This window comes from Brevibacillus soli (genome assembly GCF_044759095.2).
Taxonomy (GTDB): domain Bacteria; phylum Bacillota; class Bacilli; order Brevibacillales; family Brevibacillaceae; genus JBIYSM02.
In genome coordinates, this window is record NZ_JBIYSM020000063.1 from 1 (window position 1) to 15,349 (window position 15,349).

General features: G+C 54.5%; 15 protein-coding genes, 1 tRNA gene and 1 riboswitch. Of the genes, 1 reads left to right on the plus strand and 15 read right to left on the minus strand.

Going from position 1 to position 15,349, the window contains the following annotated elements; translation table 11 throughout:
• Nucleotides 1–231 precede the first annotated feature (231 nt).
• From ACE99V_RS18815 to ACE99V_RS18865, 11 genes are all read right to left on the minus strand, one after another.
• Nucleotides 232–1,839, minus strand: a complete 1,608-nt coding sequence (locus tag ACE99V_RS18815) for an ABC transporter ATP-binding protein (protein WP_400492767.1) — start codon at nt 1,837–1,839, stop codon at nt 232–234.
• A complete protein-coding gene (locus tag ACE99V_RS18820; protein WP_400492768.1) occupies nt 1,817–2,734 on the minus strand; it encodes an energy-coupling factor transporter transmembrane component T in 918 nt (305 codons plus the stop codon). The genes ACE99V_RS18815 and ACE99V_RS18820 overlap by 23 nt, the downstream gene beginning before the upstream one ends.
• The gene (locus ACE99V_RS18825; protein ID WP_400492770.1) at nt 2,734–3,384 is read right to left on the minus strand and encodes an ECF transporter S component; all 651 of its coding nucleotides are present in this window, start codon (nt 3,382–3,384) and stop codon (nt 2,734–2,736) included. Before ACE99V_RS18825 ends, ACE99V_RS18820 begins: the two co-directional genes overlap by 1 nt.
• The gene (locus tag ACE99V_RS18830; protein WP_400492771.1) at nt 3,381–4,418 is read right to left on the minus strand and encodes a DUF4430 domain-containing protein; all 1,038 of its coding nucleotides are present in this window, start codon (nt 4,416–4,418) and stop codon (nt 3,381–3,383) included. Before ACE99V_RS18830 ends, ACE99V_RS18825 begins: the two co-directional genes overlap by 4 nt.
• A 12-nt stretch (nt 4,419–4,430) precedes the next feature.
• Nucleotides 4,431–5,948, minus strand: coding sequence for an S-layer homology domain-containing protein (locus ACE99V_RS18835; RefSeq protein ID WP_400492773.1), 1,518 nt, complete (start codon nt 5,946–5,948; stop codon nt 4,431–4,433).
• Nucleotides 5,949–6,013: 65 nt separating this feature from the next.
• A complete protein-coding gene (locus ACE99V_RS18840; RefSeq protein WP_400492774.1) occupies nt 6,014–8,047 on the minus strand; it encodes an S-layer homology domain-containing protein in 2,034 nt (677 codons plus the stop codon).
• 10 nt (nt 8,048–8,057) lie between these two features.
• Nucleotides 8,058–9,386: a prenyltransferase/squalene oxidase repeat-containing protein gene (locus ACE99V_RS18845; RefSeq protein WP_400492775.1), complete on the minus strand. Its 1,329-nt coding sequence runs from the start codon at nt 9,384–9,386 to the stop codon at nt 8,058–8,060.
• A 158-nt stretch (nt 9,387–9,544) separates the two neighbouring features.
• Nucleotides 9,545–9,735, minus strand: a riboswitch (cobalamin riboswitch).
• Between the two features lie 45 nt (nt 9,736–9,780).
• Nucleotides 9,781–10,125 carry a DUF952 domain-containing protein gene (locus ACE99V_RS18850; RefSeq protein WP_400492776.1) on the minus strand — a complete coding sequence of 115 codons (345 nt, stop codon included), beginning with the start codon at nt 10,123–10,125 and terminating at the stop codon, nt 9,781–9,783.
• Between the two features lie 14 nt (nt 10,126–10,139).
• Nucleotides 10,140–10,391, minus strand: a complete 252-nt coding sequence (locus ACE99V_RS18855; protein ID WP_400492777.1) for a hypothetical protein — start codon at nt 10,389–10,391, stop codon at nt 10,140–10,142.
• A gap of 9 nt (nt 10,392–10,400) precedes the next feature.
• The gene (locus tag ACE99V_RS18860) at nt 10,401–11,588 is read right to left on the minus strand and encodes an aminotransferase (RefSeq protein WP_400492778.1); all 1,188 of its coding nucleotides are present in this window, start codon (nt 11,586–11,588) and stop codon (nt 10,401–10,403) included.
• A complete protein-coding gene (locus ACE99V_RS18865; protein ID WP_400492779.1) occupies nt 11,585–12,085 on the minus strand; it encodes an Lrp/AsnC family transcriptional regulator in 501 nt (166 codons plus the stop codon). The genes ACE99V_RS18860 and ACE99V_RS18865 overlap by 4 nt, the downstream gene beginning before the upstream one ends.
• A gap of 144 nt (nt 12,086–12,229) precedes the next feature.
• Here ACE99V_RS18865 and pdaA point away from each other — a divergent pair, with 144 nt between their 5' ends.
• A complete protein-coding gene (pdaA, locus tag ACE99V_RS18870; protein WP_400492780.1) occupies nt 12,230–13,009 on the plus strand; it encodes a delta-lactam-biosynthetic de-N-acetylase in 780 nt (259 codons plus the stop codon).
• Nucleotides 13,010–13,012: 3 nt separating this feature from the next.
• On the opposite strand, the gene ACE99V_RS18875 is transcribed toward pdaA, so the two are convergent.
• The 4 genes from ACE99V_RS18875 to ACE99V_RS18890 form a co-directional block, all read right to left on the minus strand.
• Complete coding sequence (locus tag ACE99V_RS18875) at nt 13,013–13,690, minus strand: SOS response-associated peptidase (RefSeq protein WP_400492781.1); 678 nt, start codon at nt 13,688–13,690, stop codon at nt 13,013–13,015.
• Nucleotides 13,691–13,795: 105 nt separating this feature from the next.
• A tRNA-Gly gene (locus ACE99V_RS18880) sits at nt 13,796–13,869 on the minus strand.
• 69 nt (nt 13,870–13,938) lie between these two features.
• Complete coding sequence (locus tag ACE99V_RS18885) at nt 13,939–14,241, minus strand: hypothetical protein (protein WP_400492782.1); 303 nt, start codon at nt 14,239–14,241, stop codon at nt 13,939–13,941.
• A gap of 277 nt (nt 14,242–14,518) precedes the next feature.
• Complete coding sequence (locus ACE99V_RS18890; protein ID WP_400492783.1) at nt 14,519–15,085, minus strand: thioredoxin family protein; 567 nt, start codon at nt 15,083–15,085, stop codon at nt 14,519–14,521.
• Between the last annotated feature and the right edge of the window lie 264 nt (nt 15,086–15,349).

Consider the following 15,349-nt stretch of genomic DNA (forward strand, 5'->3'; position numbering starts at 1 on the left):
GGATTGGTTCAGGGAGAAGGGTATCCCACAATGTGATTTGCTCGTTACGAAGTTTTAACATAATCGCTCACCTCAAATAGGATTTTCGAGGAGCACTGTTGAATTTCTTTATGAAGAAAGGAATTCAGTCCCTCTTTTTGGATGTATTGCCTCGTCAACAACTACTTCCATTTAGAGAGCTGAATTCCTTTTGTTTTTGACTTACCCCAGGAATTTTTCAGGGGAAACTAGCTAAAGTCGGCTGGGTTTTCTTCGACGGATTCGATAGATCTGCGGGGCGTAGGCAAACGATTGGCGAAACACCTCGTCCGGAGCGCCATCGGTCACAATGGAACCGTCGTACAGTACGGAGATCCGGTTGGCGTAATCGCGGGCAAACTCTACGTCGTGCGTAATCACCACTGCCGCTTGTACCGGAGGCCGGTGTAGAAGTTCGGCCAGTTTGCGCTTTTGCTCCACATCCAATCCCCTCGTCGGTTCGTCCAGCAAGAGCACTTGTGGCCGGGCCGCCAAAACGATCGCCAAAGCCAGACGCTGCCGCTCCCCTCCGCTTAGATCGTGGGGATGCCGTTTGCGGTGCGGTGTCAGTCCGAACGTATCCAAGAGGGACTCCACAGACATCTCTGCTGCCGACGATGGAGCCTGTTTCAGGGAAAACAGCAGCTCTTCTTCCACCGACTCGTGGAGAAAATAATCGTTTGGATTTTGCGAAAGATAGCCGATCCGGGTGTGGGCAGTCTGCCAATAGGCTTCATCCGTTTTCCGGCCGCGCCACCGCAGCTCCCCGGTGGCCAGTGGCAGCACACCGGCAAATACTTTGGCAAGCGTGCTTTTGCCGGCGCCGTTTTCCCCGAATAAAGCGATGCGATCCCCCTCATATATGCCGTACGACAGACTCTTCAGCACATCTTTAGATTGCTCATAGCCTGCGCTGCCACGATGAATCGACAGCAGTTCCTTCCCCTCTGTGCGGTTCCCTGCAGTCGCATTCCCTTGCTCGTTCCATGCAATCACAGGCAATAAGGCACGGGCTTCCTTTACGGTGATCGGCAGCTCGGCGATCTCCCTGTTCCTTGCCAGTTCGCGGGAGATCGGAGGAAGATAGTCGCGCCATTCCGGTCGTGATTCACGAGCTGACGCAACAAATTCCCGAGGAGTTCCGTCAAAGGCCACTCGACCCTGCTCAAACAGCAGAATGCGGTCGGCCAGGTGGAAGCACCGCTCCAGCCGATGCTCGCTCATGACAACGGTCATCCCCCACTCCTCGTGGAGCCGACGCAGGACGTGCAGCACTTCATCCGCATGGACGGGGTCCAACTGGGACGTGGGCTCGTCCAATAACAGCACTTCCGGATACAATGTCAACACGCAAGCAAGCGCCACTCGCTGCTTTTCTCCTCCGCTCAAGGACGCCACTTTTTTTCTCAGCAGCGGCCCCAAACCAAACAGCTGGCTGACCTCGGCAAGCCTGCTGCGCATCGTGGAGTGGGACAGTCCGATATTCTCCATGCCAAAGGCAAGCTCCCGTTCAACCGAATCGAGCAGCAGCTGCCGCTCCGGATCCTGATGCAGAAACCCGACCGCGGTGACGATATCCCGGTGTGTCAGGGAGGCAAGAGGCTTTTCATGCAAGTACACACGGCCTGCGATCGCCCCCCCGTAAAAACGGGGAACCAGTCCGTTCCATGTGCGCAAAAAAGTAGATTTGCCGCTGCCGCTCGCTCCCAGCAGAAGGACAAACTCTCCCTCCCGGATGCTGACGGACACGTCGGACAAGGCTGGATGGTCCGCTTCCGGATAGCGGTACGTAATGTGTTCACAACGCAGAATGCTGCTCATTTGTTGTCTCTCCCTTCAGCCAAATGATCGGAAGCAGCCAAAGAGCGGTCAGACCGGCCAGAAACAAGGTGTCTCCCAGCGGATCCGTCCATACCAAGGCAGGGAAATAGGCAAACGCCCCGAACGATAGCCATCGTCCCCATACGGCTACCAGAAGCATCCCCCCGATCATCAGGAGGCCGAGCCACTCGCGCCGCTTGAACGGCTGCGTCCGGTACGAGCTCCGCGGCCCGCTTCCAAAGCCGCGTGCGTACAGCGTCTCGGCGGTCAGCCACGAACCTTCCAGAGCGCCAAACAACAGCGGCCGCATGATCAGCATGGTGTAGCGCAGCTTTTCCCGTAAACCTGGCCCCCGCGGGCGAATGCCTCTTACGTGAGCGATCTCCCGAATGCGGGCAAACTCCTGGCTTAAATACGGAAATAGCCGAAACGCCATTACCGCCGTCATGACAAACCGGGGAGCCGCTTTGGCAAACAGAAAAAAGAACCGGTCGTGGTCGACGAAGCGCTGATACATGACAGACAAAATCAGGATGCTGTACAGCCGGATGACACCCATCACGGAGTAAAGCAGTTCTTCTGCGGTCACATCCAGCCTGCCGAAGTAGGCGACGATCGGACCGCGCCACAAAAAGCGCTCTCCGAGACTGGAAAAAAGCGGGTTGACGACGACGAACACCACCGTAAACCAGACCCCGATCCGAAACATCGTCACCGCCTGCCGCAGACACCCTTCGCGTACGGCCCATGCAAGGAGGAACAGCAGCTGACCTGTCTGCAGCAGCGGGTGATATTCCCATAGAAAAGCAAGGATGACATGACTTGCCAGCAATCCGGTCACCACAAGCGGATGGAACGAGCGCCACGGCGATGATGAAGGGGTGCCAGTGAGCATTACCGTTCACCCTCCATCGGCAATTGAGCCGTCACCAGTTTGCGGTGGTACCGTACCAAAATGCGGGCAAATGCAGGGGCGAACAAGGCGGAGAACAGAAAATTGCCGATTGCGTGTGCCGTATCAAAGGACAGGCTGGCCGCATACAAGGCAATCAAGCTCTTTCCATTCATGAAGGCGCCCATGCCGACGAAAATCCACAGGTTCATGATCCATCCAAAGAGAAAGCCCCAAAGTGTACAGCAGGCAACAAAGACCCATTTTTTCCACGCGAGATCCAGCGGGGTGCCTGATCTTTGTTCCAGCAATCGGCGCAGACTGCCGGCAAACGCACCAGACAGTCCCCAGGCGAGCATCTGCCACAGCGTCCACGGCCCCTGACCGAGAAAAATGTTGGAAAACAGCGCTGCAATTGCTCCGACCAAAAAGCCAACACGGATGCCGAACACATACCCGCTGAGCATCACAAGAAACGTGGTCGGCTGCACGTTGGGCAGCGCTGCGAACGGAACGCGGGCAATGGCTGCAATCGCTCCCATCGTGGCGATAACCGCCAGCACCTTTTCATCCGTCCGCGCTTTCTCCAACACGAGCAATATGAGGGCAAAGATGGATAAGAGCGCGACAAGAATCAGCAGAGCCAGGTTCATGGTGCCTCCCCGATGTTTGGAACAACAGGCAGACGGACGATCTGTTGGCCGTTCACGATTGCGCCGAAAAAGCCGCTGAGGGATGTCTGATTCTCGCTCGTCTTTTCAAGGCGTTTCGCCGCCTGCTCCACCCCTTCCCCGTCCGTACCGGAAACGATCCAGATCGGGTATCGGGTAACGGGATGCACCGTAGCAAGCAAAAGCCCTGTTCCCGATTCGTTGTAACGGGCCTTGACCTGCCCAAACACATCTATGGCGTCAATGCCTTCCGTTGTCAGCCCGGCAAACAGCCCCTGGTTTTGTTTGGCCTGCCACAGCTCCCGTATGAAGGCAGAAGACAGCAGTCCTTTTGCGTCCCCGACGAGGATGAAGGCGCTCTCCCGGGAAAGCAATTGTTCGTCCCAAGGCAGTGTTTTCACTTCATCGCGGCGAACGCTATGCACACTTTTCGCCACATGTTCCGCCTGTGCTTCGAACCCTTTCGCAGCCATGATGACGAGCGGGACAGGTGTCTCCCCTTCCGCGCGCGGCCGAAACGGATGTGGATACGCACCGATCACGGCGGGCGTACTGATGGCGTAATCCCAGTTATGGTAATCCCACCAGACCACATCACCTGCGTTGACGGGGTATTCCGCAGCCCCGACATCGGCTGTCAAGCCATTGACGTAAAAAAACCAGTCAAGCTTTTTGCTCGTGGTGTCTCCGGGGCGGTATTGGGAGGCGAGACCACCCAGCGATTCCACAAATCCTCCGCCATATCCGGTTTTCAGTTCCAATCCGGATCGCTTCAGCACATCCATCACCGTTTCTCCCGATTGGATCGGGATCGGTTTATCCAGGACAGTGGCCGCACCAAAATCCTTTGTGATCCGAAGTTGTACATGGGGCCCTGTGACCTTCGGCTCTTCGACAGGTGTGGGCACGGGTGCAGATTCAGGGGCATGCGCCGAACGATATTGAAACAGTCCAACAAAAGCCCCTAACAGAATCAAACAGGAGAGAATCATCAGGAGCCAATCGTTTCGCTTCATGTCAATCCCCCCCTACCGTGTAGCCAACAATCGGTACAGCATGACCGCAGCTTCCGCCCGGGTCACGCCGGATTTGGCATCAAAGCGCTTGGTCGCCGTTCCCCCCAGGAGCCTGCGCGTTTGCAGATCCTTGACACTGCTCCTGGCCCAACTGCTTACCTTGCTCCACTCTACATTCACGTAACCGCTTGAAAAGGTCTTTTTCCATCCGTAGCGCTGAGCCACCCGCGCTGTAATCACCGCCATCTCCTCGTGGGTGATTCCCTGGTGCGGCCGGAAGATGCCCTGGCTTCCCTGCATAAGTCCCAGCGCCGCCGCTTTTTCCACGACAGGAGCTGACCAATCGCTGACGGGCACGTCACGGAAAATTCCTTGCGCGCGCGGATTCGGCACTTCGCCGACGGCTCGAAGCAGCAGCGCGGCGAACTGGGCTCGCGTGACCGGATGGTTCGGCTTCATTTCCGCAGCCGTCACGCCTTGCAGATATCCGTTTTTTACGAGAAAACTGATCTCCCGAAAGGCCCAAAAGGAACCGGGTACATCACGCAGCTGGGACAGCCTCCGCGAACCGGTCTTCTCCCGCAATGCGTTTAGGTAGCTTGTTCCCCGCTCCAGATCGGACAAGGCAAGCAGCGCCTGGGCCGTGGCCATTTGATTGCCAATCCCAGTCCTGGTGTGGGCAAACGAGCCATCGGTCCTTTGGAACCCAAGCAGGTGATCCGTGACGCTTGCCGTTCCCTTTTTCCAGACGTTCGGCTGCTCTCCCCAAGCAATCAGAGCAGAAATGACGTTGGCTGCCGACTCGGAGTTGGGTGCGCCGCTCTCCAAAAAGCCTCCGCCGGTCGTTTGTGCGTTTTTCAGATAGGCAAGGGCGCGTTTCACCGGCTGTTCGTCTTTGGTCATCCCCAGCGCCCGCATTGCCAATAGCGTCATTGCCGTCATATCGACGCCGCTCTGTTTGGCCCCTGAATAAAATTGAAAACCGCCGTCAGGCAGCTGCCTGGATATCAACCAGGATTTCGCCAGTGATGCACGCGGAATCGGCTCTCCCGCTGCATGAAGAGCGATGATGCTCCAGACGTGAGCATTGATCAATTCCTGACCGCGGCCGTCAATGCTGTCAGCGAATTTGCCGTTGGCGAGCTGCGCCCCTTTGATACGCTCGATCATATTCTCTCTTCCGAAGCGCAGCGGGTCCTCCCCAGCTGCTGCTACGGTAAGCACATACCTCGCGTAGTCGGTGGTTTTGCGCGGGTCCAACGAACGCAGCCGCTTCTCCAGTTCAGCCTGCCACTCTCGTTTCGTTCCCCACCTGCCGGTACCGATTGTCTCCCCGTTCATCGCCAAGCCGATGATCGTCCAATCGTCGATGGCAACAACTCCTTTTGCTCCGAACTTGCCGTGGACATATTGAACGGCTCGGTTCGCAGCCTGGTCGATTGTCTGTTTCCCGGCTGCAACGACAGTGGTTGTCAGGTTGAGAATCAGCAGCAGAGCAAGCCCCCCTGCTATACGATACGGTTTCTTCACGAAGCGCGCCTCCTTGTCGGTGATGTGTGAAAAAGGGAAAAAGCAGGCCGGAAAGACCTGCCTACTTATTCCCTGCTGAGCTGTACATCTTTCCAGTAGCGGTACAAGACAGCGGCTGCCTCCCCGCGAGTCAATCCGGCTGTGGGATCGAAGCGTCCATCCGTTCTTCCTTTCATCCAGCCTTTTGCGGCTGCAAGTTTCACCGCTGACACGGCTGTTTGCGGAATCGCCGCTTCATCAGAGAATACAGGTGTTGCCCCGGATTGTTCTGCAACCGCACGGTTCGTGTACGCCCTTTCCAGCAGCACTGCGATTTCCGCACGGTTGATGGCGTCTCGATCATCAGCCGGCAGTGCTTCCCCTTTTCCGTTGATCCGGTTGAGCATCGTCTGGAATTCATCCGCGGTTACCGGTTGATGCATGCCGAACGTTCCGGGAGCCACTCCCCGCACCACGCCGATGGAAGCAAGCGCCGTGACTGGTTCCTGCACCCATCGGTAGCTTGGCGCCAGTTCCCACAAATCGTGAAAGACCGGCTGGACGGTAACCGCCAGAAGATCCCCGAACATCGCTGTCTCTCCTTTGATTTGCTGCCCCTCTATGGAGAGAAACGCCTGATCCGGATGCCACGCTGCTGATGAATCGGCTCTGCCGTAAAGGACAGGCCATGATCCGTCTTCCACGGATCCGGTGAGCGGCCAGCTGAACGCCAGTCGAGTCAGCTGCGGATGGGAAGCGGAAATGCCGACACTCGTGCTGATCGGAACCGGTGAACTGCCATCCGCGGTTTGCAAGGTTTGCAGCTGATCCGTCTGTTCCTTGTCATCGTAAAAGCGGAAGCGGATCACGAGCGGTTTTCCATCCCATGCAGCTCGGGCAGGCAGCAGCTCGCTGCGCCACTCTTGTTTCGTCACAGCAATCCGGCCGCCCGATTCGGTCAGCCGCTCCCATGCTTCCGGCGAGACGGTCAACTGCCAGCTTTGCGAATCGCTTTTTTCCGGCAAAGCGATCAAAAGAGTTGGCTTAAGCCCGTTCAGAAGCGGTTTATAGAGCGTGGAGTTTTCCAGTTCTTCCTCCAGGCTTTTTTGCAGCTTTTGCTGTTCCAGCAGCAGATCTTTCACATCGATGGCCTCAAGGTTGACCGTCACCGTCTCCTTCTCGTCGCCCTTTTTGACGGCCAGCATCGCTGCCCGCTCATGGGCGGCCTGGAAGAAGAAAGCCACCTCCGGCAGGTACGTACGCTGCTTGTCGATCTCGTAGTTTGCCAAATCCATCAGCAAATCCTCGACGATTCCCATGATCGCTTCGGCGTCCTCTGCATACTGCAGGCGGTGGAGCGCCTTTTCCACGCTGACCGACTCCGTCCGGGCATAGGAGACACGCGGACCGTCATCGTTCTCTCCGATCTCCGTTTCTCCCAAATCGGAGGTGTATAGGATTTCCACCTCATCGTTCGGTTCGAGTAGGTAGCGGTCGACCGGTGCTTGCGGTCCTTCACCGTTGACTCGGTAGATCCAACCGCTCTGTGGTCCTTTGTCAAACTCAGCCAGACCGTCGATGCTTTTGATATAGACGTCGCGACCGTCGCCGTCACCATCTTCGTACTCGAAGTCAAAATCCCCTTCGCTGGATGCGACCTGCAAAAGATGAAAAACGGAGGAGCCGTCGGTGACTTTCAGCTTTGTTTTCGGGAAAATTTCGTCCCCGTTGTACCCCATAATCCGGAGAGTGACGTCAATTTTCTTCTTTTCCTCTTCCTTTTCGACTTTTACATAGAAGCGGGACTGTACCGGGTTGCGTGAGTACAGCGTAGCCGCCGCGTACCCTTTGTCCGTCTCTTCCGGCGGTACAAATTCAAAAGCGAACGAACTGCCAGCCCCCGCCACATCGCGAAAATACATGATCTGTCCAGCCGCGTCCGTAATGAGAAGAGGAACTTTTTCCGGGTCATCAGGGGCCGTTCTGCCGCTCACGATGATCATTTCATCTGTCTGATTCGCCGAAATGGCTGCATCATTGCCGGCTGCCGCTCCCACACCATTCATGGAGGCCGTAAACAGGAGTACGGTGATGAGTAGGTTCAACCAGAATTTCTTCATCGGCCCCTCCCTACTTCACCGAAACCGCAAAGGAAACGCTGTCCTGCGCCACTTCCGGTTTCTCCGAGAGTCCGTTATACCAGTAGTTGATTTCTACAAGGTAGTTTCCTCTGGAAGAAAGGGGAAGGCCAGCTGTCAGGTACTGGGCGTCAGCCGAATTTGATTCCACAACGGCCATGCCGACTACCGATTTGCCTTTCATCACTTTCACCAGGATGGCAAGCGGTTGGTCGCCGGACAGGTCCTTTACATCGGCACGCACGATCAGCTGTTTGCCGGACAGGGTATAGCTGTTGCCCGCAGGCTGTACTTCCTTGCCTTTTTGCAAGTTGGGAAGCCCGTCGTATACCTTGACCTTGTCGGAAACGTCTCCTGTGGAGCGATACGTCTGCAGAGCCGCTTTTTCCTTGGTGGTCAGTCGTTCAAACAGGGCGTTTCCTTTTTTCACAACCGCCAGCGCGTACAACCCTTTCTCTGTCGTCATCGCGCTGGTTTCGCCGTTGGACCAGGCGCTTTTAAAGCTGCCGTCGTCCAGTTGGTTGTCCAACACGTAGCTGACACTTTTGTTCCATGGCGCGTCAAGCACATCCACACCGGCAGAGGTGAGAGCGGCCAGGGATTCCAGGGTAGTGTCCGGGTTGTCGCTGATGGCGCCGTTTTCCTTTTGATCGGAAGCAAGCTTCTCCAGGATCGCTTCTTTCGCTTCCTCGACACCGTCAACATCATCCACGAACGACAGCGCATGCAGCGTAAACGCCCAGTCGTCCGTGAAAAAGTCAGGACTGTTGTAGCGGTTCAACAAAAATTTCACTGCCCCGTCCCGATCGTACTCATAGCCGTACATTTCCAGTGCAACCATGGAGAGTACGTGGTTAAAAATGGTCCACTGGTCGTCTCCCATTCGGCCGTTGCTGTCTTGGCGCTTGACAATCTCGCGCAGCAGATCCTTTCCGTTGAAGCTGGTTGGATCGTAGCCGCTTTTCATCAGCGCGATGGACAGCTTGGCAAACTGACCGGCTTCGTTCAACTGCTTGGACTGGTCGGCCCAGAAGTCGATGGCAGTCCGTTCGTTGGCGTCCTGCCACTTGCGGGAGTCCACCTTTTCGCCGGCGTGAGCCAGCCCGATCAGCTCCCAGTCAAAATCTTTCGTAAAGATGTAATCGTTGTCCGATTTGTAATAGTACTTCACTACTTTTTGCAGAGATGCGCTCACCTTGCGCTGCAGTTCCTTGCTGGACGCCGCTTGTGCCGGTTGAACCAGAGATACTGCGCAAACCAATAACCCGATGAGGAGCCCCCAGATCACCCGCTGCTTCCAGGCCTGTGACAGAAATGTCATCGCGATTTCCCTCTCCTTTTGTATGTAGTGGCGCTCACATAAAAACCCCCTCTTTCCGAATGGAACAAAGGGGGTGCACCACGTGTTTCTGCTGAAAAATAAGCATGGGAAACAAAACCGGTGTGAACGCGCCCTCTTTTGTCCAATCCCGCAAAAGATGAAGGGTGTTTTGCCTGGCAGGTCTCCTGGCTTGCACTTCTTCCGCTGATCTCGCCTTCCCGGCTTTCCTCGCCAGTGGCCAAGTTTGAGAACAGCGTCTGTGCTTACAGTAGCGGGGACTGCAGTGGATTTTCACCACTTTCCCTTTTCAATGGCGTTACGTGCCATCACCAAGCAAATGGTATGTGATTTCTACCATATTTTACATATGAAAATGCAATCGATCAAGCATAAACTAGCGAATCGATGGGCCGATCGTCCAGCTGCCCTCGCGCTTCTCCATCCGTCTCACGTCAAGGATGGCATCGATGTTGAGCGGACCGTATATATGCGGGTAGCGTAAGCCGTCCTTGGCCATCTCGTACTTGACGGTCGCAGACACCTGATCCTCTGCTACAACCAGTACGCACAGTTCACCCGTAAAGTCTGCGTAGACACGGTTGGCCACGCGGCACAACAGCTCATCGCCCTTTGTGGCGTGAATGAATCCTTCTTGATCGTAATCCCGCGGAACGTACTGGTCTCGTCCAGCAAAAGACTCCCAGTACGTTTTGGGACACAGGCAGTAAATGGTCTCCATCGTCTTCTCCTTTCCTACCGTTTGGCCGTGCGGATGGCGTTGTCGATATGGCGGATGGCCTTCCAGTACGCCATCTCTTCCAGTTTCTTTTGATCGAATCTCCATTGAATGTAATTCCTGAGGGAATGCAGATCGACCCAGGCGTCTTTGGACTGGGCGTTCCCCCCGGGTACCTCTCCGGTTATCTCGCCGTCATACACCAGCCTGGCCAACTCTGACGGATGCAGGCCGATTTGATAGGCAATCTGGTATAACGCAATTTTCATAAAGCCTCCTTACGATTTCACGGAAAGTCGTTGGACGAACCGATGCATGCGCTCCAGTGCTTTTTCCAATTGCTCCAGGGATGTCGCGTAGGAGCAGCGGATATGGCCCTGTCCGCTCTCTCCAAATACATCACCGGGTACGACCGCCACTTTTTCTTCCATCAACAGGCGCTCCGCAAATTCGGAAGCGGTTATCCCTGTAGAGGCAATGGACGGAAAGGCGTAAAATGCTCCTTCCGGTTCGTGACAATCCAGTCCCATCTCCTTGAAACCTTGTACCACATAATTGCGGCGATGCTTGTAGCTCTCTACCATCCGCTCCATATCCGCTTGACCGTGACGGAGCGCCTCCAATGCAGCCATCTGCGACATCATCGGAGCACAGAGCATGGTGTACTGATGAATTTTCAGCATTCCTGAGAGCAAATCCGGCGGAGCACATACGTATCCCAGGCGCCACCCCGTCATGGCAAACGCCTTGGAAAATCCAGAGATCAGAATGGTCTTGTCCTTCATGCCAGGCAGAGCGGCTATGCTCTCATGCATGTGTCCGTAGGTCAGCTCGGCGTAAATCTCGTCGGAAATCACCAGCAGATCGTGCCGGTGCAGGATCGGGAGAAGCTTTTTCCACTCTTCGGCGGTCATGGTGCTCCCGGTCGGGTTGTTCGGATAACAAAAGATAATGGCTTTCGTACGGGAAGAGATTTTCGCCTCCAGCTCTTCCGGCGTCAGCTTGAACTGATTCTCCGCTGTCGTGCTGAGAAACACCGGGACACCGCCGGCCAGACGAATGACGGGTTCATAGGACACGTAGCACGGTTCAACGACCAGCACCTCGTCACCGGGATTGAGTATCGCCCGTAGAGCGATGTCGATTGCTTCACTCGCCCCTACGGTGACCAATATTTCTGATTCCGGATGGTACGAGACGGCGAATCTCTGTTCCAAATAGTTGGAAATTTCCTTGCGCAGTTCAAGCAGTCCCGCATTGGAGGTATAGGCCGTATAGCCTCTTTCCAAAGAGGATATGCATGCTTCCCGCACCCGCCAAGGGGTAATGAAGTCAGGCTCGCCTACCCCGAGGGAAATCACTCCCTCCATCGAAGCAGCCAAATCAAAAAAACGGCGGATCCCCGACGGTTTTAAAGATGCTACCGTTGATGACAATCGATTTTTGACTGACACTTGCTGACTCACGGAGTTACCACCATCCTGCGATCACCATCATTTTCTTCAAACTGGATTCCATCGTGCTTGTATCGTTTCAAGATAAAATGAGTTGCCGTTGACACCACGGAATCAAGTGTCGCCAGTTTTTGCGAGACAAATGCGGCTACTTCCCGCATGGTTTTCCCTTCCAGGACAACAGACAAGTCATAGCCGGCCCCGGACATCAGGTAGACGGCTTTTACTTCAGGGAAGCGGCAAATGCGCTCAGCCACTTCATCAAAGCCCACGTCTCTTTTGGGCGTTACCTTTACGTCGATCATGGCGGTTACATACGGATTGTCCTGAACGCGCTCCCAGTTTACCAACGCGGGGTACTTCACGATCACCTTTTCCGCTTCAAGCGCTGCAATCGCCTGCTGAACGGCCTCGACCGGTTCGGCCAGCAATTTGGACAATTGTTCTGCAGTCAGTCGGCTGTCTTCTTCCAGGAGACGCAACAATTCCTGCTGCTTGTGACGATCCATCCACTCCACTCCATTCCATCTGATCTATGGTCTTTCTTTGCTCTATCATAGCACAATCAGGTGGTACATACCTTTCCGAATTGGTGGAACAATATCGGGGCGTACTGGTGTTGCCTAAATCACATGTACAAGGAGTGTATGGGTATGAAACGTTACGCCATCCTGACGGCTGTGGTTTTGCTGATATCGCTGCTGCCCGTGCATGCGGGGACAGCGAATCAAGATGTTTCGTATCACTTCGGATTTAAAAAAAGCAAGAACGGGCAGCCCGCCTCCATCGACCAGGAAGGATTCAAGCCGATTATTGAGAAGCACGGAGCTGTTTTTTTGGGAGATACGACTCGAAAGGAGCTCTACCTTACTTTTGATAACGGTTATGAAAATGGCTATACAAAAAACGTGCTTGACACGCTTAAGGAAAAAAAGGTCCCGGCGATCTTTTTTGTCACCGGGCATTATGTAAAGGATCAGCCTGAACTCGTAAAACGAATGGCAGAGGAAGGTCATCTGATCGGTAATCACTCCTGGAGTCATCCGGACATGACCCGGATCACCAACGAAAGAATCAGGGAAGAACTGGAAAAAGTAAAAGAGCTGGTTGCCCAGGTGTCGGAACAAAAGGACATGCGGTATTTGCGTCCTCCCAGAGGAATTTTTAGCGATCGGTCGCTTGCGGTCAGCAAGAAACTCGGATACACGAACGTTTTTTGGTCCATTGCCTACAAGGATTGGGAGACCCACTCCCAAAAAGGCTGGAAGTACGCCTACGACAGTGTGATGAAGCAGCTTCATCCGGGTGCCGTCATCCTGCTTCATGCCGTTTCCAGGGATAACGCGGAAGCCTTGGGCGCCATCATCGATGACGCCCGGAAACAAGGCTATGAATTTAAGAGCCTGGACCAGATGCCGAAACAGGAACGGTAGAAGTCATGCCGGCGAGGAGATTTCCTCAATGCATTCCGGCTTGTCGTTCCTGGGATTTCCGACCAATGGCGATACAGGGTACGCCTTCATCCGGGTAGCGTCATACGGGACGAGCAACGATTGGAGCCGTTCAGCGTCGAACGTATCACGATCAAGCCAAAGGTCTTCGTCCTCCTGCCGGATGATCACGGGCATTCGGTCGTGGATGTCCTTTACCAGTTCATTTGGTTTGGTCGTGACAATGGTACAAGTATGGACCTTCCGGCCGTCAGGGCTTGTCCAGGTATCGAACAGTCCGGCAAAAGAGAACAGCTGGCCGTCCCTCATCAGGATACGCATCGGCTGCTTTCCTTTTTCCGTCTGCTTCCACTCGTAAAATCCATCGGCCGGAATCAGGCACCGTTTACGGACAAAAAGCTGCTTGAACGCTGCCTTTTCGGTTAAGGTTTCTGCCCGGGCGTTTATCATCTTGTACCCGATTTTTTCGTCCTGCGCCCAATACGGAACAAGCCCCCAGCGCAGCTGGCCGATTCTGCGTTCCCCCTGCTCACCGATGATGGCCGGGATCAATTGCCCCGGCGCAATATTATACCGCGCCTCCAGTTGAAACGGCAGCGATTTGAGTTGAAAGCGTTCCATCAGATCTTCCGGCTCCGTTGCCAGCGTGTAGCGTCCGCACATAGACATCCCCCTGCTTTTCGAAACGATCTTCGACATTCTTCCTGCGGAAAATCCCGCTACCTGCATGTAAAACAAAAAAAGCCTTGTTACCAAAGGCTTTGGAACTGGAGCGGGTGACGGGAATCGAACCCGCGCCGCCAGCTTGGGAAGCTGGAGTTCTACCATTGAACTACACCCGCATTTACCCCGTATCGTTTCTTTTATCTTATCATACTTTGCCTCTCTTGATCAATATAGGCGCATCATCCCTACAGCTTCGCCAATATCTCGTTTGCCCAGGCAAAAAAGCGTGGCGATGCCGATTCCACGTCAGGATAGTATTCCTCCTGCTCACAGACAAAATCGGGAAAATCAACGATCCGGTTTTTCCGAATGCGTACTCCGTCCTCTTCACACTTGATCTCCAGAAAATGCGGAACCGGGTCATCGATTCCGTATTGATTCTCCAGAAACTCGTATGTGCGGACCCACTCCAGAATACGCACTTCGTTGGGTTTCAGGCGCAGCACCTGTTCGAGGGACATGATGGTTTCATTTCCGTAGTAATGCATGGCTGGTTCCTCCTATGGTAAAAAAAGCTTCGATTGAAGCCCTCTCGAAGAAGCTGGTTCTTCGTTAGAGGTAACTTTTTATGCGTTCCGGAAAGTTTATTTCAGGACGCTTTCACACGGTGAAGCCCTTAAACTTTCCTACACGATGAAGAAAACCCAGCCGACTTAAGCTAGGTTTTACCCACTCGGCAAAAGCCGCCGCTGTGCCGAGTGGGGTCCCTTTCTGGTGTCGGCTGGGGACCCGAACACTTTCCTAGTGGCTGTATTGGACGTCCAATTAAAAAGACGAGAGCAGTTCCCGCAGCTCTTTGACGATAACGGTCTGGTAGCCGGTTCCATCGCCATACCTCTTCAGCATCTCGGCTCGTGCCGCCTTGATTTTTTCATCGTAATCAGGTGCGCTGCGATCCGGGTTTTCCTGTTTAAACGATGCCATGACTGCCTGGACGTGCGCCGGACGCGGCCCCCATTTACCCAACACGTGACCGCCGGTATCGGTAAAAATGGCAATCGGAATCGCCCGGCCGCCCATGGTCAAAAATTGCTCCATGACGTCCAGATGATCCTCCATGATCAGCACTTCCACAGGCAATTCGGCTTCTGCCAACGCACGGAACAGGACGGGAACGTTGCGCACCACGTCACCGCACCAATCAGCCGCCAAAATCATGCACCGCAGGTCGTCGCGATAACGCAGCGATTGAAAGAACTCGCGGTCGTTCTCGTCCTCCCAGGCAAACGAATCGTACCACTCCTGAAACTGTTCCTTGTTCTTTGTCATGCCGTCCATAAACGCCTGGGGAGACAATCCTCTCCCCCATTTGCTTGCGAGGTTGACGCTCATCTCTTTCTCCTCCTCTTTGCGAATGAATCGGTACGTCTTGTACTTGTTTAGCTTACCACACCAGGTCGGCAAAATCCTCCAGCCGCTGCACTTTCATAAGAAAACCCACCCGGCATTAGCTAGTTACTCCTGAAAAAATCGTTTTTTGGCAGAAGCATCTCATTGTGGTGAATCTCAGGGGGCTACCGTGTAACTGTATCCGTTAATCGTTGCTTATTTGGCCATTTGGGCTGCTCTTCTGAGGTTATGAGCCCAGATTCCGAA

Excerpts from the sequence above, each read along its gene's own strand:
- ACE99V_RS18815 (WP_400492767.1), bottom strand. The coding sequence starts at position 1,839 with ATGAGCAGCATTCTGCGTTGTGAACACATTACGTACCGCTATCCGGAA.
- pdaA (WP_400492780.1), top strand. The coding sequence starts at position 12,230 with ATGAAACGTTACGCCATCCTGACGGCTGTGGTTTTGCTGATATCGCTG.
- ACE99V_RS18890 (WP_400492783.1), bottom strand. The coding sequence starts at position 15,085 with ATGAGCGTCAACCTCGCAAGCAAATGGGGGAGAGGATTGTCTCCCCAG.
- ACE99V_RS18855 (WP_400492777.1), bottom strand. The coding sequence starts at position 10,391 with ATGAAAATTGCGTTATACCAGATTGCCTATCAAATCGGCCTGCATCCG.
- ACE99V_RS18850 (WP_400492776.1), bottom strand. The coding sequence starts at position 10,125 with ATGGAGACCATTTACTGCCTGTGTCCCAAAACGTACTGGGAGTCTTTT.
- ACE99V_RS18825 (WP_400492770.1), bottom strand. The coding sequence starts at position 3,384 with ATGAACCTGGCTCTGCTGATTCTTGTCGCGCTCTTATCCATCTTTGCC.
- ACE99V_RS18845 (WP_400492775.1), bottom strand. The coding sequence starts at position 9,386 with ATGACATTTCTGTCACAGGCCTGGAAGCAGCGGGTGATCTGGGGGCTC.
- ACE99V_RS18830 (WP_400492771.1), bottom strand. The coding sequence starts at position 4,418 with ATGAAGCGAAACGATTGGCTCCTGATGATTCTCTCCTGTTTGATTCTG.
- ACE99V_RS18885 (WP_400492782.1), bottom strand. The coding sequence starts at position 14,241 with ATGCATTACTACGGAAATGAAACCATCATGTCCCTCGAACAGGTGCTG.
- ACE99V_RS18840 (WP_400492774.1), bottom strand. The coding sequence starts at position 8,047 with ATGAAGAAATTCTGGTTGAACCTACTCATCACCGTACTCCTGTTTACG.
- ACE99V_RS18875 (WP_400492781.1), bottom strand. The coding sequence starts at position 13,690 with ATGTGCGGACGCTACACGCTGGCAACGGAGCCGGAAGATCTGATGGAA.
- ACE99V_RS18820 (WP_400492768.1), bottom strand. The coding sequence starts at position 2,734 with ATGCTCACTGGCACCCCTTCATCATCGCCGTGGCGCTCGTTCCATCCG.
- ACE99V_RS18865 (WP_400492779.1), bottom strand. The coding sequence starts at position 12,085 with ATGGATCGTCACAAGCAGCAGGAATTGTTGCGTCTCCTGGAAGAAGAC.